Origin of the sequence: Stenotrophomonas sp. CFBP8980 (assembly GCF_034046095.1) — a bacterium.
Classification (GTDB): Bacteria; Pseudomonadota; Gammaproteobacteria; order Xanthomonadales; family Xanthomonadaceae; genus Stenotrophomonas; species Stenotrophomonas lacuserhaii.
The window spans coordinates 122,335-143,896 of record NZ_JAXCXF010000006.1; the positions used below are offsets into that span (position 1 = coordinate 122,335).

Annotated in this window: 20 protein-coding genes; 9 read left to right on the plus strand and 11 right to left on the minus strand. The window is 66.8% G+C overall.

The window, feature by feature from the left end; all coding sequences use genetic code 11:
* Position 1 precedes the first annotated feature (1 nt).
* The 10 genes from SOM47_RS13545 to asnS form a co-directional block, all read right to left on the minus strand.
* Entirely contained in the window at positions 2 to 688 is a 687-nt protein-coding gene (locus tag SOM47_RS13545) for a DUF2461 domain-containing protein (RefSeq protein ID WP_320505863.1), read from the minus strand.
* Positions 685 to 2,124: an exodeoxyribonuclease I gene (gene sbcB / locus SOM47_RS13550; protein WP_320505864.1), complete on the minus strand. Its 1,440-nt coding sequence runs from the start codon at positions 2,122 to 2,124 to the stop codon at positions 685 to 687. The genes SOM47_RS13545 and sbcB overlap by 4 nt, the downstream gene beginning before the upstream one ends.
* Complete coding sequence (locus SOM47_RS13555) at positions 2,124 to 3,539, minus strand: FAD-dependent oxidoreductase (protein ID WP_414715811.1); 1,416 nt, start codon at positions 3,537 to 3,539, stop codon at positions 2,124 to 2,126. The genes sbcB and SOM47_RS13555 overlap by 1 nt, the downstream gene beginning before the upstream one ends.
* Positions 3,520 to 4,794 carry a kynureninase gene (gene kynU / locus SOM47_RS13560; protein ID WP_320505865.1) on the minus strand — a complete coding sequence of 425 codons (1,275 nt, stop codon included), beginning with the start codon at positions 4,792 to 4,794 and terminating at the stop codon, positions 3,520 to 3,522. Before kynU ends, SOM47_RS13555 begins: the two co-directional genes overlap by 20 nt.
* Before the next feature lie 153 nt (positions 4,795 to 4,947).
* The gene (locus tag SOM47_RS13565) at positions 4,948 to 5,460 is read right to left on the minus strand and encodes a 3-hydroxyanthranilate 3,4-dioxygenase (protein WP_320505866.1); all 513 of its coding nucleotides are present in this window, start codon (positions 5,458 to 5,460) and stop codon (positions 4,948 to 4,950) included.
* 20 nt (positions 5,461 to 5,480) lie between these two features.
* On the minus strand, positions 5,481 to 6,143 hold the full coding sequence (gene can, locus SOM47_RS13570) for a carbonate dehydratase (protein WP_042614893.1): 663 nt from the start codon (positions 6,141 to 6,143) through the stop codon (positions 5,481 to 5,483).
* Positions 6,144 to 6,217: 74 nt separating this feature from the next.
* Positions 6,218 to 6,859 (minus strand): FMN-binding negative transcriptional regulator, encoded by a 642-nt coding sequence (locus SOM47_RS13575; RefSeq protein ID WP_320505867.1) that lies wholly within the window; start codon positions 6,857 to 6,859, stop codon positions 6,218 to 6,220.
* Positions 6,860 to 6,863: 4 nt separating this feature from the next.
* Positions 6,864 to 7,178, minus strand: coding sequence for a hypothetical protein (locus SOM47_RS13580; RefSeq protein WP_320505868.1), 315 nt, complete (start codon positions 7,176 to 7,178; stop codon positions 6,864 to 6,866).
* Between the two features lie 7 nt (positions 7,179 to 7,185).
* On the minus strand, positions 7,186 to 7,485 hold the full coding sequence (locus SOM47_RS13585; protein ID WP_042614896.1) for a hypothetical protein: 300 nt from the start codon (positions 7,483 to 7,485) through the stop codon (positions 7,186 to 7,188).
* A 30-nt stretch (positions 7,486 to 7,515) separates the two neighbouring features.
* Positions 7,516 to 8,910: an asparagine--tRNA ligase gene (asnS, locus tag SOM47_RS13590; RefSeq protein WP_320505869.1), complete on the minus strand. Its 1,395-nt coding sequence runs from the start codon at positions 8,908 to 8,910 to the stop codon at positions 7,516 to 7,518.
* A 130-nt stretch (positions 8,911 to 9,040) separates the two neighbouring features.
* Here asnS and SOM47_RS13595 point away from each other — a divergent pair, with 130 nt between their 5' ends.
* Positions 9,041 to 9,379, plus strand: coding sequence for a HesB/IscA family protein (locus SOM47_RS13595; RefSeq protein WP_101100562.1), 339 nt, complete (start codon positions 9,041 to 9,043; stop codon positions 9,377 to 9,379).
* Between the two features lie 462 nt (positions 9,380 to 9,841).
* Here SOM47_RS13595 and SOM47_RS13600 read toward each other — a convergent pair whose 3' ends face one another.
* Entirely contained in the window at positions 9,842 to 11,101 is a 1,260-nt protein-coding gene (locus SOM47_RS13600; protein ID WP_414715805.1) for an MFS transporter, read from the minus strand.
* A gap of 507 nt (positions 11,102 to 11,608) precedes the next feature.
* On the opposite strand from SOM47_RS13600, the gene rpsF reads away from it, so the two are divergent.
* The 8 genes from rpsF to epmA all read left to right on the plus strand — a co-directional run bounded on the left by rpsF (position 11,609) and on the right by epmA (position 21,497).
* The gene (rpsF, locus tag SOM47_RS13605) at positions 11,609 to 12,049 is read left to right on the plus strand and encodes a 30S ribosomal protein S6 (protein ID WP_042613984.1); all 441 of its coding nucleotides are present in this window, start codon (positions 11,609 to 11,611) and stop codon (positions 12,047 to 12,049) included.
* An 11-nt stretch (positions 12,050 to 12,060) separates the two neighbouring features.
* On the plus strand, positions 12,061 to 12,291 hold the full coding sequence (gene rpsR, locus SOM47_RS13610) for a 30S ribosomal protein S18 (protein ID WP_005926280.1): 231 nt from the start codon (positions 12,061 to 12,063) through the stop codon (positions 12,289 to 12,291).
* 100 nt (positions 12,292 to 12,391) lie between these two features.
* Positions 12,392 to 12,844: a 50S ribosomal protein L9 gene (gene rplI, locus SOM47_RS13615; RefSeq protein WP_042613983.1), complete on the plus strand. Its 453-nt coding sequence runs from the start codon at positions 12,392 to 12,394 to the stop codon at positions 12,842 to 12,844.
* A 205-nt stretch (positions 12,845 to 13,049) separates the two neighbouring features.
* Entirely contained in the window at positions 13,050 to 16,553 is a 3,504-nt protein-coding gene (gene smc / locus SOM47_RS13620) for a chromosome segregation protein SMC (RefSeq protein WP_320505870.1), read from the plus strand.
* A 108-nt stretch (positions 16,554 to 16,661) separates the two neighbouring features.
* Entirely contained in the window at positions 16,662 to 17,399 is a 738-nt protein-coding gene (zipA, locus tag SOM47_RS13625; protein ID WP_320505871.1) for a cell division protein ZipA, read from the plus strand.
* A gap of 147 nt (positions 17,400 to 17,546) precedes the next feature.
* A complete protein-coding gene (ligA, locus tag SOM47_RS13630) occupies positions 17,547 to 20,012 on the plus strand; it encodes an NAD-dependent DNA ligase LigA (RefSeq protein WP_320505872.1) in 2,466 nt (821 codons plus the stop codon).
* Between the two features lie 52 nt (positions 20,013 to 20,064).
* Positions 20,065 to 20,547, plus strand: a complete 483-nt coding sequence (locus SOM47_RS13635) for a GNAT family N-acetyltransferase (protein WP_042613979.1) — start codon at positions 20,065 to 20,067, stop codon at positions 20,545 to 20,547.
* Entirely contained in the window at positions 20,544 to 21,497 is a 954-nt protein-coding gene (gene epmA, locus SOM47_RS13640) for an EF-P lysine aminoacylase EpmA (RefSeq protein ID WP_320505873.1), read from the plus strand. Before SOM47_RS13635 ends, epmA begins: the two co-directional genes overlap by 4 nt.
* Positions 21,498 to 21,562 lie beyond the last annotated feature (65 nt).

The window sequence follows — 21,562 nt, forward strand, 5'->3', positions numbered from 1 at the left end:
GTCAGAACTCCAGATCCAGCGCCGCGCACAGGTAATCCACGAACGGACCCAGCGCGACCAGGTCCTTGCCCAGTGTGGACAGCAGGCGCGGCCCGGTCATGGTGGCGTCGTCCAGCTGGCGCCACATCACCCAGTTGCGGTGCTTGAGATCGTCGATGAACTCGAAATCCGCCGGGAAGCCGCGCGGCGGGCGCACCAGCTTTTCGGTCTGCTCCATCTCGAAGCGACGGCGCAGCGCCGGGGCATGCGCGGCCTGCTTCCAGCTGCCGGGATTGTCCAGGATGAAGTGGCGGATGCGGCGCTGGGTATCCGGCTCGGGATGCCACACACCCGCACCAACGAAGCTCGCACCGGGCTGCAGGTGCACGTAGAACGAGGGCGCGGCGACTTCACGACGGCGCTCATGGAACAGCCGCGCGCCCTGCCAGTTCTTGTACGGCGATTTGTCGTTGGAAAAGCGCGCATCGCGGTAGATGCGGAACAACGAACCGCCCACGGTGCGCGTATCGGCACGGAACTTCGGGCTGACCTCGGCCAGCGCGGGTTGCAGGTCGGCGAGCATGCGCAGGAACGGCTGCCGCACGTGGTCTTCGTACTGCTGCTTGTGGTCAGCGAACCACGCCTTGTCGTTGTGCAGTGCCAATGCTTTCAGGAACTTGAAGCTGGCATCGGAAAAATACGCGGTCACAGGCTGTCCTCCAGCTGCTTGCCCCAATCGCGCAGCGCCTGCAGCAGCGCCGGGCGGCGCAGGTCGTCGGACGGCTCGGCGGCAAGCGTATCGATCTGTTCGTTGTACTCGGCCAGGTTCACTTCGCCGAGCTTTTCATCACCGCGCAGGCGCCGCTGGCGGTAGGCCTGCCAACGCGCGCGGGCGGCGGCATCCAGGCTGCCAGGATGGTTGCGCGCGCGATAGCGCAGCAGCAGTTCGGGCAGGCGGGGATCGTTGAACTCACCTTCCAGCGCGCCCAGCGCTTCCGGCGGAGTGGTGCGGACGCGTGCCAGCAGGGGCTTGTCGCCGGCGCCGAGGAAGCCATCGTAGATCGAGGCGTCGACATCGGATGGGCCGCCTTCGCGTGGCCGGGCGTAGATCTGGCGCGCCTTTTCGGCCAGCTGCGCGGCATGCGGACGCAGCTGTTCGACCTTGGCTTCGATGGCAGCGATGTCCAGCCCAAGGCGCTGGTGGTCATCGGGCCGCAGGTGGTTCCAGGCCACCAGCGCGGGCACCTTGTTGGCGTGTACTTCCTTCAACGGAATGCGCTGCACGCCTTCAGGCAGTTCACTGGCGCGCAGGTACAGGCGCTCGGCGATGGTCTCGGCCGGCAACTGCAGCAGCGCATCAACATCGCCGTCCAGATCGAACACGATGTAGCGGTTGGCGATGTGCGGATGCACGGTCAACGGCAGCACCGGCGCGGCGCACAGGCGGCTGGCCGGGTAGCGCATCGAGATGTGCAGCAATGGCCGCAGGGCGGTGACATCCAGCAGGCTGGTGACAAAGCGCTTGTCACGCAGGCGCAGCGCATAGTCCCACAGGCGCGGCTGCGCATCGCGGAACAGCCGGGCCATGCCGATGGTCGCACGCACGTCGGACAGCGCCTCGTGCGCATCGCCATCGCGCACGCCGTTTGCATCGGCCAGGTGCTCCAGCTTGAACGAGGTGGCGCCATCTTCGCGCTTGGGCCAGGTGATGCCATCCGGACGCAGCGCATGCATCAGGCGCAGCATGTCCAGCAGGTCCCAGCGCGAATTGCCGTTGCGCCACTCGCGCTCGTACGGGTCGAAGAAGTTGCGGAACAGCCCATGGCGGATGAACTCGTCATCGAAGCGCAGCGTGTTGTAGCCCAGCGCGCAGGTCCCGGGGCGGCTCATCAGGTCATTGATCCGCGCCAGCGCCTCGGCCTCGCTGATGCCTTCGGCCAGCGCATGCTGCGGGGTAATGCCGGTGACCATCGTGGCATAGGGCGAAGGCAGCAGGTCATCGGCCGGGCGCACGTAGAAGCTGACCGGCGTGTCGATCTCGTTGAGCTGTGCATCGGTGCGGATGGCGGCGAACTGGGCGATGCGGGTGCGGCGCGGATCCTGGCCGAAGGTTTCCAGATCGTAGAACAGGAAGCTGTCGGCCATCAGTGCGCGCCCTCCAGCACCGCCAGCTTGGCGTGGACTTCGGCTTCCAGCGCGCGCCAGTCCACCTGCTGCAGGGAATCCAGGCCTTCGGTGGCGTTGCGCAGGATGCGGCGCTGTATCCGCGTGCGCTCCAGCGCGACGGCGTAGGGCGTGTGCAGGAAAGTAACCATGGTGTAGTGTGGCACGAACCGCGTGGGCCACCGCTGCTGCAGCGCCAGCTCCAGTTCACGCTGCAGCAGGAACCCCGGGTCAGCCACCTGGTCGCGCATCTCCGTGTAGTTTTCCAGCGCCATCTGCTGGATCGCCCAGGCATTGGGCGAACGCTCGATCTCAAACGCCGAATACGCGCTGCGCAGGTCGCTGGCGGTTTCCAGGTGCCGGGCCAGCGCGACGCAGTCTTCAAAAGCACAGTTCATGCCCTGGCCGTGGAAAGGCACCATGGCGTGCGCGGCATCGCCGATCAGCACGGCCTTGCCATCGGTATGCCAGCGCTCCAGGTACAGGGTGCCGAGAAGTCCGGGCGGATGCGCATCCCAGTCAGCGCGCAGGTCCGGTATCAGCGCCAGGGCATCGGGGAATTCGCGGGCGAACAGGGCTTCGGCCTGTTCGCCGGTGGTGACCGTGTTGAACCCCGGATCGCCCTTGTTGGGCAGGAACAGGGTGACGGTGAACGTGCCTTCGTGGTTCGGCAGGGCGATGCACATGAAGCGACCGCGCGGCCAGATGTGCAGCGCGTTGGGGTCGATGCTGAATGCACCACCCGGGCCCGGCGGGATCTCCAGCTCCTTGTAGGAGTGGTCCAGGAATTCGATGCGCTCACCCAGTGGCTGGCGGCGGTTCATCGCCGCGCGAAGCGCCGATCCGGCGCCGTCCGCGCCCACCAGCGTGACGAAGCGGATGTCATGCGGGGTGTCATCGCGGTCATCGATGAAGCGCGCATGCTGCGCGTCGAAGTCCACGGTATGCAGGCGCCGGTGGAAATGCACGACGGCGCCGGCCTCTTCGGCCAGCTCCAGCAGGGTGACGTTGAGCTCACGGCGATGGATCGACCAGATCACTTCGCTGTCGTCGCGGCCGTAGCGCTGCAGCGCGGGGGCGGCGTCGTCGCGCAGGTGGACCATCCGCCCGCGCATCATCACGGCGCGTTCCATCACGGCCGCCTCGACGTGTGCGCCGGCCTGGCGCAGCGCGTTGCGCCCACGTTCGGCCAGTGCCAGGTTGATCGAGCGGCCGCTTTCATAGCCACTGACGCGCGGGTCCCCACGGCGCTCGTACACCGTGATGTTCCAGCCCTGCCGCGACAGCAGGATGGCCAGCAGCGAGCCGGCCAGTCCCGCGCCGACGATGGTCAGCGAACGCGGGGCGGCAGTGTTCAGCGATGTGTCCTGCACGGCGTCAGTGCCCGGCCCAGGCATCGACTGCATCAACGAAGTGGTGCAGGTCCTGGTAGCGGTTGTACAGCGGGGTCGGCGAGATCCGGATCACGTCCGGTTCGCGCCAGTCACCGAGCACGCCGACCGCGCGCAGGTGCTCGAACAGGGCCCGGCCGCGCTCGCGCCCGCCGATCACCCGCAAGGACAGCTGGCAGCCGCGGCGCTCGCTGTCGGCCGGTGTGATGCGTTCCAGCACGTGCGGCAGGCGGCTGCGCACCAGCGCATCCAGCATCCCGGTGAGGGCCAGGGACTTGTCCCGCAGTGCGGCCATGCCGGCGCGTTCGAACAGGTCCAACGACGCCCGCAGCGGCGCCAGGCCGAGGATCGGGGGGTTGCTGAGCTGCCAGCCTTCGGCGCCGACGGACGGCACGAACTGCGGCGCCATCTGGAAGCGGGTCGCTTCTTCATGGCCCCACCAGCCGGCGAAGCGCGGCAGGGTGGTGTCGCGATGGTGGCGTTCGTGCACGAAGGCCCCGGCAACCGCGCCCGGGCCACTGTTGAGGTACTTGTAGTGGCACCACACCGCGAAGTCCGGCGCCACCTCATGCAGCTGCAGCGGCAGGTTGCCGACCGAATGCGCGAGATCGAAGCCGATGTTGGCGCCCTGGGCGCGTGCCAGCGTGGTGATCGCCTGCAGGTCGAACGCCTGGCCGGTGCGGTACTGCACGCCGGGCCACAGCACCAGCGCAAGGCGCGCGCCGTGGCGGGCGATGGCCTGCTCGATGGCCTGCAGCGAGATCGTGCCCTCTGCTTCATCCGGCTGCACTTCGACCAGGCACTCGGCGGGATCGAACCCGTGGAAGCGGATCTGCGCTTCCACCGCATGGCGATCGGTCGGGAAGGCGCCGGCTTCCATCAGGATCACCGGGCGCTGCGCGGTGGGACGGTAGAAGCTCACCATCATCAGGTGCAGGTTCACGCTGAGCGTGTTCATCGCCACGACTTCGCTGGGCAATGCGCCGACCACCTGCGCCAGTTGTTCGCTGACCAGACGGTGGTAGCCCAGCCATTGGGTCGGGCCGGTGAAGTGGCCCTCCACGGCCAGCGTGGCCCATTGCCCCATGACCTCCTGCACCGCGGCCTGCGCACCACGTGGCTGCAGGCCCAGTGAGTTGCCGACGAAATAGGTCTGCTCGCCGCCTTCGTGGCGGGGGATCAGGAATTCGCCGCGCAGGTCGCGGAGCGGATCATTGGCATCCAGGGCCAACGCGTGGGCACGGCTGAGCGGTTCGGACATAGTGAAAGCGACACGATTTGACGTGTTCGAAGTGTACCGCGCGCCATGCCTGCACCGGGGCAGAGCGTGACGACCAACGGTCGTCCCCCACCAGGGCAGCACGCCCTCCGGTAGCGCCGAGCCATGCTCGGCGTGTCTCTGTCAGGGCGAGGCTCAGCCGCCGGGCAGCGGATCCACGTGACCGCAGTTACTGCAGGTGCGCAGCTGCAGGTCGCCCTGGTAACGGGCAAACATCTTCGGCAGGTCGGTTTCGATGTTCTGCAGGGTGAACCACTCTTCGTGCAGCTTGTGATTGCAGCGCTCGCAGTGCCAGACCACGCCATCGCGTTCGTGCGGCAGGCGCTTGCGTTCCACCACCAGCCCGATGCCGCCCGGCGGGCGGCGCGGTGAGTGAGGCACGTTGCCTGGCAGCAGGAAGATCTCGCCCGCACGGATGGGAATGTCCCGTACCTGGCCGTCTTCCTGCACCTTCAGCACCATCTCGCCTTCGAGCTGGTAGAACCACTCCGGGCCTTCGTCGATGTGGAAATCGGTGCGCGAATTCGGGCCGCCGACCACCATCACGATGAAGTCGCCGTCCTCGATCATCTTGTTGCCGACCGGCGGCTTCAACAGGTGCCGGTGTTCTTCGACCCAGCCCATCAGGTTGATCGGTGAAGCAAGCATGCGGACGCTCCGGTTGACGCTCAGTCGCGCTTGCCCTTGCGCGGGACGAAGGACAGCGCTTTCTCATAACCCGGCTGCAGCGCTTCCGGGCTGTCGACGTCGATGCCCATCTCGCGCACGCGCCCATCGCGCAGGCTGTAGACCCAGCCATGCACGGTCAGCTTCTGCCCACGTGCCCAGGCATCGCGCACGATGGTGGATTGGCAGGCGTTGGCGACCTGCTCGATCACGTTCAGTTCGCACAGCCGTGCGTGGCGCAGGTCCGGATCATCGATCGCATCGAGGATGGCGGAATGCTTCTGGGCCACGTCGCCGACATGCCGCAGCCAGTTGTCGGCCAGGCCGACGCGGACGTTGTTGAGGCTGGCATGCACGCCGCCGCAGCCGTAGTGGCCGACGATCAGGATGTGCTTCACCTTCAGCTGGTCCACCGCGTACTGGATCACGCTCAGGCAGTTGAGGTCGGTGTGCGCCACCACGTTGGCCACGTTGCGATGCACGAAGACCTCGCCCGGGGCCATGCCGATGATCTGGTTGGCCGGTACGCGCGAATCGGAACAGCCGATCCACAGGTATTCGGGATGCTGCTGCGTGGACAGCCGGTCGAAGAACGCGGGGTCTTCCTGCTGGATCCGGTCGGCCCAGTCGCGGTTGTTCTGCAGCAGCTTTTCAACATCTTTCATGTGGGGTCCCTGACGTGGTGGGGGGCAAGGCGCGGCGGGCAGAGCCGCGTCGTCGCGGGAATCAACGGAATATTTCAGTCGCGCGCGGTGTCCGCCGCGTCCAGGAAACGGCGCATCCACTGCGCCAGCTCGTGCGAGGCGGGGGAGGGCAGCCGTTCCAGTTCGGTGATGACCGCCTGCTGGTTGGCCACCGAGTGGTTCTGGCTGAGCTTCATTTTCAGCTGCACGGTGTCCGCCACGAAGCGGAAGCCGATGATGCCGCGCAACTGGCTGCGGTGGTCATCGCGCTGCGCCTCGAACTGCCAGTCACGGCCTACCTTCGCTTCGTACAGATCGCCGGTATCGGCGACCACCGCCGCCAGCGCGTCGGTGTCCTCGAAGCGGTGCAGCTGGCCGCGCAGTTCAGCGGCGGCATAGTTCCAGGTCGGCACCCGTGCCATGGCGTCTTTGTCCGGATACCAGGAGGCGGAGACATACCCGTGCGGGCCGTCCACCAGCACCTTGGCGGGCCCGTCGCGGCGCGATTGCGGATTGGCCCTGGCCCAGTGCCCGCGCAGCTCGATCACCCGCCCTTGGCGGCGGTACAGCACCGGCAGCCGGGTCAGCTCTGGCAGGCCATCGTCACCAGTGGTGAGCAGGGTGATGAACGCATCGCGGGCAAACAGCGCGTCCAGCCACTGCAGGTCGGTTTCAGCGAAGGCGCGCGGGGTGAACATGCAGCTAGACCGTGCGGCCCAGCGACTGCACCATCAGGCCACGCAGCCCTTCATCCGAGCTGGCCCGGGGCGGCTGCACCTCATGCAGCGAGAAGCCACGCACCAGCGCGTCTTCTTCGTCCAGCCCGTCGTATTCCACGAACTCGGCGTCGAACAGCTGCGCGCGCGCGGTGTCTACACCGTCGTAGCTCAGCGTGTTGCCATCGCTGTCCAGCACTTCGGCGGTGCCGGCCGGGCGGATGCGCAGGCGTGCCCAGATCAGCGTGTTGCCCAGGCTGGCCAGCCACCAGGTGTCCTGCGGAAGGGAGTCGTCATTCATTTCGTGATTACCAGATCGACGCCAGCCAGAGCAGGGCGGCCATGCCCAGTCCGGCCAGCAGGGTCAGCAGCGATACCCAGGCCGGTGTCGCCAGCCCGGACAGCGAGCGGTCCGGCTGCGCGCGATAGTCGCGGCGCAACAGCCAGGCCAGTGCTTCGGGCTTGAGGAAGGCACCGCTGCCAAAGCGCTGCGACAACGCCGGATGGCGGTCGCGCAGGTGCACCAGGGTCAGCGGCCAGAAGATCACGAAGGCACTGAACCCGGCGATCGCCACGCCGAAGAAACACAGCGCGAAGAACAGGGTCATGGGGTCGGTACCTCCGTGGATGGAAGGGGATCAGAAGTCGGCGTTGCCCGGCGCGCGCGGGTAGGCGATGGCATCGCGGATGTTGGACAGCCCGCAGACGTACACCACCAGCCGCTCGAAGCCGAGCCCGAAGCCGGCGTGCGGCACCGAACCATAGCGGCGGAAGTCGCGGTACCAGCCGTAGTGCTCGCGGTCCAGGCCGAACTGCGCCATGCGCGCATCCAGCACGTCCAGGCGCTCTTCGCGCTGGCTGCCGCCGATGATCTCGCCGATGCCCGGGGCGAGCACGTCCATCGCCGCGACGGTCTTGCCGTCGTCGTTCAGGCGCATGTAGAAGGCCTTGATGTGCTCGGGGTAGTTGGTCACCACCACCGGGCGGCCGATGTGTTCTTCGGTCAGCCAGCGCTCGTGCTCGGTCTGCAGGTCCAGGCCCCATTCCACCGGGAAATCGAACTTCCGGCCGGAGTTCTGCAGCAGCTTCACCGCTTCGGTGTAGTCGATCTGCTCGAAGGGCGCATTGATGAAGTTCTCCAGCTTGCTGATCGCGTTCTTGTCCACGCGTTCGGCCAGGAAGGCGAGGTCGTCGCCGCGCTCGTCCAGCACCGCGCGGAACAGGTACTTCAGGAATTCCTCGGCCAGCCGCGCATCTTCGGCCAGGTCGGCGAAGGCGATTTCCGGTTCGATCATCCAGAACTCGGCCAGGTGGCGGGTCGTGTTGCTGTTCTCGGCGCGGAAGGTCGGGCCGAAGGTGTAGACCTTGCTCAGTGCCAGGCAGTACGCCTCCACGTTGAGCTGGCCGGACACGGTCAGGAAGGTTTCCTTGCCGAAGAAGTCGCGGCTGAAGTCGACCTCGCCACGCTCGGTGCGCGGCAGATTGACCATGTCCAGCGTGGAGACACGGAACATCTGGCCAGCACCTTCGGCGTCGGAGGTGGTGATGATCGGGGTGCTGATCCAGTTGAAACCGTTCTGGTGGAAAAACCGGTGCACGGCCTGGGACAGGCAGTTGCGGATGCGGGTGACCGCGCCGAACAGGTTGGTGCGCGGGCGCAGGTGCGCCACTTCACGCAGGAACTCCGGCGACATCGGCTTGGGCTGGATCGGGTAGGTCAGGGGGTCTTCGACCCAGCCGACCACTTCCACGGTGCTGGCCTGGATTTCGAAGGACTGGCCCTTGCCCTGCGACTTCACCAGGGTGCCCTTGGCGATCAGCGAACAGCCGCTGGTCAGGCGCTTGACCTCGTCGAAGTTGGCCAGCGATTCAGCTGCCACCACCTGGATCGGGGCGAAGCAGGAGCCGTCGGTGACGTTGATGAAGGCAAGATTCGCCGAGCCACGCACCGTGCGCACCCAGCCGCGTACCGTGACTTCGCCGCCTTCCGGGATCTTCCCGGCAAGCGCATGTTCAACGCTGACCACCGTCATGACTTGAATCCTCTGCTGATCGACTCGATCTGTGAATTCGAAGTTTACCGGTTGCAGCGTTCTGCTTGCGAGGCATTTCTACTGCCCCGGTGGCCTTTATACTCGTCTCGTACCTTCGTGGAGCTCCATCATGGCCGTCAGCCTGACCCCAGTAGCCTTTGAGCGCGTCCAGCGCTTCGTCGCCCAGACCCCTGGTGCCCTGGGGCTGCGCTTTGGCGTGACCCGCACCGGTTGCTCGGGCTGGGGCCACGTGACCGATCTGGCACGTGACGAGCGCGAGGGCGACCGTGTTTTCGACCAGGACGGGGTGCGCATCTACGTGGACGCGCAGAGCCTGCCGCTGGTGGATGGCACGGTCATTGATTTCGGCAAGCAGGGCTTGAGCGAGACGTTCACGTTCAAGAACCCGAATGCAGCGGCCGAATGCGGCTGCGGCGAGAGTTTCACCACGGATGAGTCCCACCGCTGAGGGTGGGGTTTCCGGCCTGCGGCCGGCTTGCTGTAGCAGCAACGTCAACGGCGACGTCAAGAGCCTGCAGGGCTGTGGGTTGGCGGGGCGGGGTGGCTGTGCAGGACACGCCGTGAATCCATCCATGGAGGCTCGCTTTTCGCATCCATGCGAAAAGACGGTCCTGAACAGCCACCCCGCCCCACCTTCGACAGGTCCATGGGGGCCATGGGTTGGGCATTGGGGAGGGGAAGGAGATGGGGTCAGAGTCCTTTCGCGCAGCGAAAGGACTCTGACCCCATTTTTCATTACGCGGCGGGCCGCCACCGGAACCTGTCAAGGGCCGGGTGGGGAGGCTGTGCGGGGCCTTGAGCGGCAGGAGCCGCGAAGAGCTACATGGACGTACTTGCGCGTGCCCCGCACAGCCTTCCCGCCCGGCCAACCCTCAGATGCAGTTCGAAAGCAGCCCGCCGCGAGGGGGTTTCACCCGTTCGACGCACCCGCTGCGAGCGAGCCAGCGCCACGCCGGCGCTCGATCACCACCGACACCCCCCATAACAGCAGGCCGGCCGCCGCCGTCGCGGCACCTACGTACCCGGTGGAGGCATAACCGAAGCCGCCGCCGATGGCCATGCCCCCCAGCCACGGACCCAACGCATTGGCGGTATTGAAGGCGGCATGGTTGGACGCGGCGGCCAGGGTCTGGGCCTCGCCGGCGGCGTCCATCAGGCGGGTCTGCAGCGCCACGGCCAGCGCGCCCATGGTGCCCACGGCGATGATCGCCGGCACCATCGCCCAGGCCGAATGCGCGGCGAGCGGGAACAGCAGCAGGACCACCACCGACCACGCCAGCAACACGCCGGCGGCGCGGAACTGCAGGCGATCCACCAGCCAGCCCCCCAGCATGTTGCCGATGATCGCGCCCACGCCGAACAGGCCGACGGCCGCAGGCATCCAGCGTTCGTTGATGCCGGTGACGTTGACCAGCGTCGGTGCCAGATAGGTGAACACGCAGAACATGCCGGCAAAGCCGATCGAGCCGATCGCCAGCGCCAGCCACACCTGGGTGGTGTTGAACGCACGCAGCTCACGCATCGGGCTGGTACGTACCTCGTTCGGGTCCGGTGCAAGGTGGCGCGAGACCATCACCACGGTGGCCAGCGCCAGCAGGCTGACCAGCGCGAAGGCAGTGCGCCAGGTGAACTGCTGGCCGAGCCAGGTGGTGAGTGGATTGCCGACCAGGATCGCGATCGACAGGCCCAGCAGCACCTTGGACACCGCTGCGCCGCGCTGTGCGGGCGGGCTGATCGAGGCCGCCACCAGCATCGCCACGCCGAAATAGGCGCCGTGCGGCAGGCCGGCAACGAAGCGCGCCAGCAGCATGGTGTGGTAGTTGGGGGCCAGCGCGCTGGCCAGGTTGCCGATCGCGTAGAAGCCCATCAGCCCCAGCAGCAGGCTGCGCCGGCTGATACCGGCGCCGGCGAAAGCCAGCACTGGCGCACCCACCACCACGCCGATGGCGTAGGCGCTGATCAGGTGCCCGACCTGCGCCTCGGTGATCGACAGCCCGCGGCTGATGTCCAGCATCAGACCCATGCTGGCGAACTCGCTGGTGCCGATGGCGAAACCGCCCAACGACAGGGCCAGCAGGATGAAGGTGCGCTGGCGGGGCGACAGCACGGCGGCCAGCGTGGACGTGGCAACCGGGGGAGCGGACGGGTTCACAGGAAAAATCCGGGGCATTTGTACGAGCACGGATTGTACTGCTGCAGCGCAGCACAGTCGCCCGCTTTGGGTCCTGCCGGCTGAACGCTGTATTTCTGCCTGCGTCATGGCGCGTTCGGGGGCAGCGCCCGCCGAGCATGGCTCGGCGCTACCGCTCCGGCGGCGCCCGGAATCTGTCAGGGGTCGGGCGATAGGGCTGGGCGGAGGCGTTGAGCGCCATGGATGGCGCGAAACGAGGCCCGCATGGGTGAGGGCGCTCTGCTTGCGAAGCACCGCTTCGCAAGCGCCCGAACGCACAGCCGCCCAGCGGCTGGGCCGGACCCCGGAGGGGCGGCTTCTGCCGTCCCCCGCCCAGCGGCACCGCCCGACCCACTTGCAGGCAACCGGACTTCGGCTTGCCTAGGCCAGGACCAGCAGGCATAATTGCCGGCTTCCTGCGCCCAGCGTAGGAACCCTTGCCCCACCGCTGTCACCACCGCGGGGGGCTGTCCGGCCGAAATGGCCACATCCGAAAGGTATATAAACATGAGTCGTCATTACGAAATCGTGTTCCTGGTCCACCCGGATCAGAGCGAGCAGGTCCCGGCAATGATCGAGCGCTACAAGTCGCTCGTCGAGAACGGCAACGGCACCATCCACCGTCTGGAAGACTGGGGCCGCCGTCAGCTGGCGTACCCGATCCAGAACCTGGTGAAGGCCCACTACGTCATGCTCAACATCGAAGTTGACCAGGCCGTGCTGAGCGAGCTGGTGGAAAGCTTCCGCTTCAACGACGCCGTGCTGCGCAACCTGGTCGTCAAGCGCGATGGCCCGGATACCGAGCAGTCGCTGATCATGAAGAGCAAGGATGAGAAGGGTGACAAGCCCGAGCGTGGCGAGCGTCGTCGTCGTGACGACGAAGAAGGTGAGACCACCACCCCCGCCGCTGACAACGATGCCGGCGACGACGCCGCTTCGGCCGCTTAAGGAGCACTGACATGTCCAAGTTCTTCCGTCGCCGCAAGTTCTGCAAGTTCACCGCCGAAGGCGTGAAAGAGATCGATTACAAGGATCTCAACACCCTGCGCCAGTACCTGACCGAGAACGGCAAGATCGTGCCGAGCCGCGTCACCGGTACCAAGTCGAAGTACCAGCGCCAGCTGGCAACGGCCGTCAAGCGCGCCCGTTTCCTGGCCCTGATCCCGTACACCGACAACCACGACATCTGATGCCGGCGGGCGGCCTCGTGCCGCCCTTCTGCACTGATATTCGGACAGCCATCCGCTGCGGGGCATCGCCTCGCTAACGAATACATTCTGGAGTAACACCATGCAGCTGATCCTTCTGCAGAAAGTCACCAACCTGGGCAACCTCGGCGACCTGGTCGACGTGAAGCCGGGCTACGGCCGTAACTTCCTCGTGCCGCAGGGCAAGGCCGTGCCGGCCACCGAGAGCAACAAGGCCGAGTTCGAAGCCAAGCGCGCCGAGTACGAAGCCAAGGCCGAGTCGATCCATTCCGACGCCGAAGCCCGCAAGGCCAAGCTGGAAGGCAAGTCCGTGACCATCGCGGCCAACGCTTCCACCGAAGGCAAGCTGTACGGCTCGGTCGGCGCGCGCGAAATCGCCGATGCCTTCACCGCTGCTGGCCTGCCGGTCAACAAGAGCGAAGTCATCCTGGGCGAAGGCGCCTTCCGCAACATTGGCGAGTACGACGTCCTGGTGCACCTGCACGCCGACGTTGAAACCACCGTCAAGGTCGTGGTCGAAGCCGAAAAGGCCTGATCCCACGCCGAAAGGCATGGAATCACCAGAACGGGCGCCCGCAGGGGCGCCCGTTTTGTTTTGGGGAGCGCGCCGGCCCCTGCGTAGAACGCGGCCACATCGGTATACTCGGTGCATTACGCCCGGCCGATGGCCCTGATCCCAGCCGGATCAAGGGGTTGGCGGGTAAATGCAGGCCTCACAACGGCCCCGGCCCGGAAACCCTATGCGTCTTTCCACGATCAAGCTGTCCGGCTTCAAGTCCTTCGTCGATCCCACAACGCTGCATCTGCCGACCAACATGACCGGCGTGGTCGGACCGAACGGCTGTGGAAAGTCCAACATCATCGATGCGGTGCGCTGGGTGATGGGCGAAAGTTCGGCCAGCCGCCTGCGTGGTGACTCGCTGACCGATGTGATCTTTTCCGGCTCGGCCGCGCGCAAGCCGGTATCGCAGGCCACCGTAGAGCTGATCTTCGATAACAGCGACCACACCATTTCCGGTGAGTACGCCTCGTTCAACGAGATATCGGTCAAGCGCACCGTCAGCCGCGATGGCAGCAGCAACTATTACCTCAACGGCACCAAGTGCCGTCGCCGCGACATCACCGACCTGTTCCTGGGTACCGGCCTGGGCCCGCGCAGCTATTCGATCATCGAACAGGGGATGATCAGCCAGATCATCGAAGCCCGCCCTGAAGACCTGCGTGTCTACCTGGAAGAAGCCGCCGGCATCTCCAAGTACAAGGAGCGCCGCAAGGAAACCGAAACCCGCATCCGGCATACGCGCGAGAACCTGGACCGGCTGGGCGACCTGCGCGATGAAATCGGCAAGCAGCTTGAACACCTCAAGCGACAGGCGCGCCAGGCCGAGCAATACCAGACGTTGCAGGAGGAGCGCCGGGTCAAGGATGCCGAATGGAAAGCGCTGGAGTTCCGCGGCCTGGATGGCCGGCTCGGCAAGCTGCGCGAAGGGCTGTCACAGGAGGAGACGCGCCTGCAGCAGTTGATCGCCGAACAACGCGACGCGGAATCGCAGATCGAAACTTCGCGCGTGCGTCGCGAGGAGTCGGCCGAGGCGCTCAACGCCGCACAGGCCGAGGTCTACCAGGTGGGCAGCATGCTGGCCCGGCTGGAACAGCAGATCCAGCACCAGCGCGAGCTGTCCCAGCGCCTGCACAAGGCGCGCGATGAAACGCAGCAGGCACTGGCCGAACTTGGCCAGCACATCAGTGGCGACGAGGCCCGGCTGGGGGTGCTGCGCGAGGCGGTGGATGCGGCCACGCCGCAGCTGGAACAGCTGCAGGAAGAGAACGAGATCAAGCAGGAGAGCCTGCGCGAAGCCGAAGCCCGGCTGGGTGACTGGCAGGCGCGCTGGGAACAGCACAGCAGCCAGAGTTCTGAAGCATCGCGTTCCGGTGATGTCGAACGCACCCGCGTGGACTACCTGGACCGGCAGGTGCTGGAAGCCGAACGGCGACGCGAGACGCTGCAGTCCGAGCGCGCCGGCCTGGACGTGGATGCGCTGGAGGCAGCGTTCGAGCAACTGCACATCCAGCACGACACCCAGAAGACCGCGCTGGACGAGCTGGGCGAACAGGTTGAACTGCGCAAGCAGGAGGTCACGGCCGTGCAGGAGCGCCAGCGCGGCGCACAGAACGAACTGGCCGAACTGCGCAAGCAGGCCAATGGCGTGCGCGGCCGGTTGTCGTCGCTGGAAACCCTGCAGCAGGCCGCACTTGGCCAGGAGCAGGGCGCGGCGGTTGCCTGGTTGAAGGCGCGCGGGCTGGATTCGGCAAGCCGCGTCGGCGAGCGGTTGAAGGTTGAAGCGGGCTGGGAAAACGCGGTTGAAAGCGCGCTGGGTCAGTTGATCGAGGGCGTGCTGGTGGATGCGCCGGAACAGCTGGTGGATGCGCTGGGCGAGCTGGGTGATGGCCGCATCGCGCTGGTGGCCGACGACGAAGCGCCGTTGCAGGTGGCGCCCACCTCGCTGGCAGCCAAGGTACAGGGGCCGGCGGCCATCCGTCGCCTGCTGGCGCGCCTGCATGCGGCCGAAGACCTGGAACAGGCGCGCGCACTGCAGGCCACGCTGGGCGAGGGCGACTCGGTGATCACCCGCGGCGGCGAGCGGCTCGGTACGGGTTGGGTGAGGGTATCGCGCTCGGGCGCGGCCAAGCAGGGCGCGCTGCTGCGCGAGCGCGAAATCAACACGCTGCGCGAACAGATCGAACAGCTGCAGCAGCGCGAAGCCGAACTGGAGCAGTTGCTCGGCGGCTTCCGTGACCAGCTGCTTGCCGCCGAACAGCAGCGCGAAGACGTGCAGCGCGCCGTGTACCAGGCACACCGCGGCGTGTCCGAGCTGGCCGGCCAGCTGCAGGGCCAGCAGGGCAAGCTGGAATCGGCGCGCAGCCGCATCGACCGCATCGAAGGCGAGCTGGTGCAGCTGATGGAAACCCTGGAGCTGAACCGCGAGCAGGTGCGCGAGGCACGCGGCCGGCTGGATGACGCGGTCAGCAGCATGGGCGACCTGGAGTCGACCCGGCAGGCGCTGGAGAATGAACGCCGGCAGTTGACCGAGGCCCGTGACCGCGCCCGCGATGCGGCCCGCAGTGTGCGCGAAGCCGCCCATTCGCTGGCGCTGACACTGGAATCGCAGCGTGCCCAGGTGGCGTCGCTGAGCCAGGCGCTGGAACGCATGAGCAACCAGCGCGGCCAGCTGGATTCGCGCCTCGGCGAGCTGCACGCACAACTGGACGAAGGCGATACCCCGGTGGAATCGCTGCAGGCCGAACACCAGCATGCGCTGGAAGAGCGCGTCCGCGCCGATGGCATGCTGTCGCAAGCGCGCTCACTGCTGGATGGTATCGACGTGGAGCTGCGCGAGCTGGAGCAGACCCGGCACAAACGTGACGAGCAGGCGCTGGCCCAGCGCGAGCGCATTTCGCAGCGCCGGCTCGACCAGCAGGCGCTGGTACTCAATGCCGAGCAGCTGCAGGCGGCGGTGGAGAAGGCCGGCTTCGTCTTGCAGGAGGTCATCGCAACGCTGCCCGAGGACGCCCGCCTGGCCGACTGGGAGCAGACCGTGCAGCAGATCGATGCGCGCATGCGCCGGCTGGAACCGGTCAACCTGGCGGCGATCCAGGAATACGGCGAAGCTTCGCAGCGCTCGGAATACCTGGACGCGCAGAACCTGGACCTGAATACCGCGCTGGAGACGCTGGAAGATGCGATCCGCAAGATCGACCGCGAGACCCGCGGCCGCTTCAAGGACACCTTCGACCGGGTCAACGCCGGCGTGCAGGCGCTCTATCCGCGTCTGTTCGGCGGTGGCCATGCCTACCTGGAACTGACCGGCGAGGACCTGCTGGACACCGGCGTGACCATCATGGCGCGGCCACCGGGCAAGCGCGTTTCCAGCATTTCCCTGCTGTCCGGCGGTGAGAAGGCGATGACCGCGGTGGCGCTCGTCTTTGCGATCTTCCAGCTCAATCCGGCCCCGTTCTGCCTGCTCGACGAGGTGGACGCGCCGCTGGACGAAGCCAACGTCGGCCGCCTGGCCAACATGGTCAAGGAGATGAGCGAGAAGGTGCAGTTCCTGTTCGTCAGCCACAACAAGGCGACGATGGAGGCGGCGCACCAGCTCTCCGGCGTCACCATGCGCGAGCCCGGGGTCAGTCGCCTGGTCAGCGTCGACCTGGAAGAGGCGGCGCGGCTGGCCGGCGCGGCCTGATACGCCGCGTGCACGGGGGATTGGTGCATTATTCGCGCCACCCCCGGTGCAAGACGACCTGCATCGTGCCATTCTTGTCTGAACGTATTTAGCCGGAGACCCAACCGAATGTCCGACACCGCACTGCTGCGCATCGGCATCCTTACCGCCGGCCTGCTGTTGATCGCTGCGATCCTGTTGTTCGGCCGGCCGAAGAAGAAGACCCAAGGACGCCGTGTCGAAGGTGACCCCGGCGCCGATGGCGCACAGCGCCGCGAGCCGGTGCTGGGCGGCGGCGTCGACGCGGCGGGCGAGGAGCCGCGCGATCCCGCCCTCGACGGCGAGCAGGCCGAACTGGGGCTGTCAGACAGCGAAGCCAACGCCAATAGTGACCTCGGCAAGCGGGCCAGCCAGGATTTCGACAAGATCGTGTCGTTGTTCGTGGCCGCGCGCGCCGGCGAGCAGCTGCGTGGCGAAGACATCGTGGTGGCTGCGGAAAAGACCGGGCTGGTGTTCGGCCACATGAACGTGTTCCACCGGCTGGTCGAAGGCCACCCGGAGCGCGGTCCGATCTTTTCGATGGCGAGCATCATGAAGCCGGGCAGTTTCGACATGGGCACCATCCGTGAGATGGAAACCCCGGCGATCGCGTTCTTCCTGACCCTTCCGGCGCCGCTGACGGCGCTCGATTCCTGGGAAAAAATGCTGCCGACCGTGCAGCGCATGGCCGAACTGCTGGATGCCGTGGTGCTGGATGACAGCCGCAACGCGCTGGGTCGCCAGCGTATCGCGCACATCCGCGATGATCTGCGCGCCTACGACCGCCAGCACCAGGCGCCACCGCTGACCAAGACGCCACGCTGGTAGGCGGGATGTTTCCGGCACGCAGGCCGGTGCCCGTGCGGAAGACCTCGCCGAAGCGTTCCGTTTCCGCTTCGCCGTGACGCGCCGCCGCGGCCTGCGCACGCCATGGACGTTAGAATCGCGGTCTGTACAGGAATCACCGGACCCGGCATGAACGTTACTCCCGCCCAGCGTATCGATACGCTTCGCCGTCAGCTTGCCAGCGCGAACGCGGCCTACAACGAGCGTGATGAGCTGCTGATCCCGGATGCCGATTACGACGCGCTGATGCGCGAGCTGGAGGCACTGGAGCAGGCGCATCCGGAACTTTCGACAGTGGACTCGCCCACGGCGAAGGTCGGCGCACGGCCGTCTTCGCGCTTCGCCGAAGTCACCCATGCGGTGCCGATGTTGTCGCTCGGCAATGCGTTCAGCGATGAGGAAGTCGCCGATTTCGTGCGTCGCATCAGCGAGCGGCTGCGGCGTCCGGCGCTCGCGTTCTCCGCCGAGCCGAAGCTGGATGGCCTGGCGATCAGCCTGCGCTACGAGGGCGGGCAGTTCGTGCAGGGCGCCACGCGCGGCGACGGCAGCAAGGGTGAAGACGTAACGGCCAACCTGCGGCAGATTCGCGATATCCCGGAAAGCTTGCACGGCACTGGCTGGCCCGACGTGCTGGAAGTCCGCGGTGAGGTCTACATGGCACGCGCCGACTTCGAAGCGTTCAACGAGCGCGCGCGGCAGCAGGGCGGCAAGGTACTGGCCAATCCGCGCAACGCAGCGGCCGGGTCGCTGCGCCAGCTGGACCCGAAGATCAGCGCGCAGCGCCGGCTCAGCTTCTTCGCCTATGGCACCGGCGAAGTGGAGGGCGGCGAGCTGCCCGATACCCATTCCCGGACCCTGCAGCAGCTGCGCGGATGGGGCTTCCCGGTCAGCGAACTGTGCACGGTGGTGACCGGTACCGACGGCCTGCTGGCCTATTACCGCGACATCGGTGAACGCCGTGACGGCCTGGCGTTCGATATCGATGGCGTGGTCTACAAGCTGGATGACCGCGAAGGGCAACAGGCGATGGGCTTCGTCGCGCGGGCGCCGCGCTGGGCCATCGCGCACAAGTTCCCGGCGCAGGAGCAGAGCACCACGGTGGAGGCCATCGAGATCCAGATCGGGCGCACCGGTGCGGCCACGCCGGTGGCGCGCCTGGCGCCGGTTGCGGTGGCTGGGGTGATCGTCTCCAACGCCACCCTGCACAACGCCGACCAGATCGCGCGGCTGGATGTGCGCGTGGGCGACAGCGTGATCGTGCGGCGCGCCGGCGATGTGATTCCGGAGGTGGTCAGCGTGATCGCTGACCGCCGGCCTGCCGGCACCACGCCATGGACGATGCCGACCCACTGCCCGGTATGCGGGGCGGAAATCGTGCAGGAAGAAGGGGCGATTGCGTGGCGCTGTTCCGGCGAGCTGAGCTGCCCGGCGCAGCGCAAGGAGGCGATCAGCCATTTCGCTTCGCGTCGTGCAATGGACATCGACGGCCTGGGCGGAAAGTACATCGAGACCCTGGTGGATGCGGGCATCGTGCGCGGCGTGGCCGACCTGTACCGGCTGACCCGTGACACCCTGCTGCAGTTGAAACTGGTGCTGGATGCCGAGGATCCCTCCGCGCTGGCCGCCAGCTTCACCCCGCACCTGCCGCCCGATGGCAGTGGCGCAGTGCTCAACGGCGTGCTGAAGCTGGAGGCGAGCGATGACGGCTGGCGTGCGAAGGCGCTGGCCCAACCGATCACGTTCAGCTGGAACACGAAGAAGATCGCCACCCGCTGGGCCGACAACCTGGTTGCCGCCATCGAGGCCAGCCGCGAGGCGACGCTGGAGCGGCTGTTGTTCGCGCTCGGCATCGAGCACGTCGGCGAAAGCACGGCCAAAGCGCTGGCGCAGTGGTTCGGCGAGCTGGAACTGATCCGCCACCTGCCGTGGCCGCTGTTCAAGCGGGTACCGGACATCGGCGGTGAAGTGGCACGATCGCTGGGTCATTTCTTTGAACAGCAGGGCAACCAGCAGGCCATCGACGATCTGCTGCAGGTCGGCCAGGTGCGCATCACCGATGAGCACCCGCCCAGCGGCAAACTGCGCGGAGGACTGGATCTTGCACAGCTGCTGGTGGAGGCCGAGATACCCGGCATCACCCGCCTGCGCGCGGAAAAGCTTGCCGCCGCGCTGAGCAGTGCGCAGTCGATACTGGATGCCGAACACGGCCAGTTCGTCAATGCCGGGCTGCCTGACGACACCGCGCGCGGCCTGGCGGGGTGGCTGGACAGCGAAGGCCACGGCGAGCTGCTGCTGCAGGCAGAAGCGAAGATGAAGGAGATCCTGCAGCGGGCGCCGCAGCAGGCAGAGCAGGCCGGCGGACCGTTGGAGGGCCAGACCGCCGTGCTGACCGGCACGCTGTCCGCGCTGACCCGCGATGCGGCCAAGGAGCGTCTGGAAGCGCTGGGCGCCAAGGTTGCCGGCAGCGTGTCGAAGAAGACCAGCTTCGTGGTCGCCGGCACCGAAGCCGGTTCCAAGCTGGACAAGGCGCAGTCGCTGGGCGTGCCGGTATGGGACGAAGACCAGCTGCTGGCCTTCCTCGCCGCCCACGAATGAAACGCATCAAAGCCGGGTGCCCGCCCGGCGGTACCCCTTGAAGGAGAGTTGCATGCAGACCGCACCGCTGGATTTCCGCATGGCCACCCGCGCCGATGAAGCGCAGTTGATCGCCCTGATGCGCGCGTTCTACATCGAAGACCAGATCGCGTTCGACGAGGCGCGCGTGCGCCGCGGCGTCGATGCACTGCTGGCCGACCCGCGCAACGGCGAGGTGCTGATGCTGCTGGACGAGAACGGCGCGGTCGGCGGTTACGTGGTGATCGCAATGGGCTTCAGCCTGGAGCAGGGCGGGCATTTCGCGCTGCTGGACGAGCTGTACCTGGCGCCGGGTGTACGCGGGCGTGGCCGTGGCCGGCAGGCGCTGGCGATCGTCGAGCAGCGTGCACGCGCACGCGGTGTTGAACGCCTGCGGCTTGAAGTGAACCGCCACAACGAACTGGCGCGCCGGCTGTACACCGCCACCGGCTACATCGACGATACCCGCGACCTGATGACGCTGCCGCTGGACCATCCGCGCGACGGCCTGCTGTGAGCGCGCTGCTGCAGGCGCTGCGCCAGCGCGCCGCGCTCAACGCGATGCTGCGCCGCTTCTTCGCCCAGCGCGAGGTGCTGGAAGTGGAGACCCCGATCCTGTCGGCGGCAGGCAATACCGAGCCGAACATCGACAGTTTCCATACCGATTTCAGCGGCCATCGCGATGCCGGTGCGCGTCGTCGCTGGCTGCGTACCTCGCCGGAATTCCCGCTCAAGCGATTGCTCGCTGCCGGCGTGGGTGACTGTTACGAGCTCGGCCGGGTGTTCCGCAACGGCGAAGCAGGCGGCCGCCACAACCCGGAGTTCACCATGCTGGAGTGGTACCGGGTGGGCTGGGACCATCACCGGCTGATCGACGAAACCGCCTCGCTGGTGCAGCAGGCGCTGGCGTTGGTCGGGCGGGTGGCCACCCTGCAGGTGATCGACTACCGCACGCTGTACCTGCAGCGGGTCGGCGTGGATCCGTTCGAGGCCAGCATCGCCGAACTGCGGCTGCCACTGGCGGGCATCCAGATCGATGCGGCGGGCCTGGGGCGGGATGACTGGCTGGACCTGTTGATGACCCACTGCATCCAGCCGCACTTCGATGACACAGTGATGACCGTGGTACATGACTGGCCGGCCTCGCAGGCGGCGCTGGCGCGGATCCGCGACGATACGCCGCCGCGCGCGGAGCGCTTCGAGCTGTACCTGGGGCCGGTCGAGCTGGCCAATGGCTACCACGAACTCGGCGATGCGCAGGAGCAGCGCGCACGCTTCGAAGCCGACCATGTGCGTCGGCAGGCGCGCGGGGATGTGTTGCCGCCGCTGGACGAAGCGCTGCTGGCGGCGTTGCCGGCGATGCCGTCCTGTGCCGGCGTCGCGGTAGGCGTGGATCGGCTGCTGATGGCCATGGGGCGTACCGCGCGGATCGCCGACGTGCTCGCATTTGATTTCAGTCGTGCCTGAACGTCGTAACCGGCGCTTGCGGGGCATTGGCGATGATGCTCTTATCACGCCGGTTGCCGCATGGT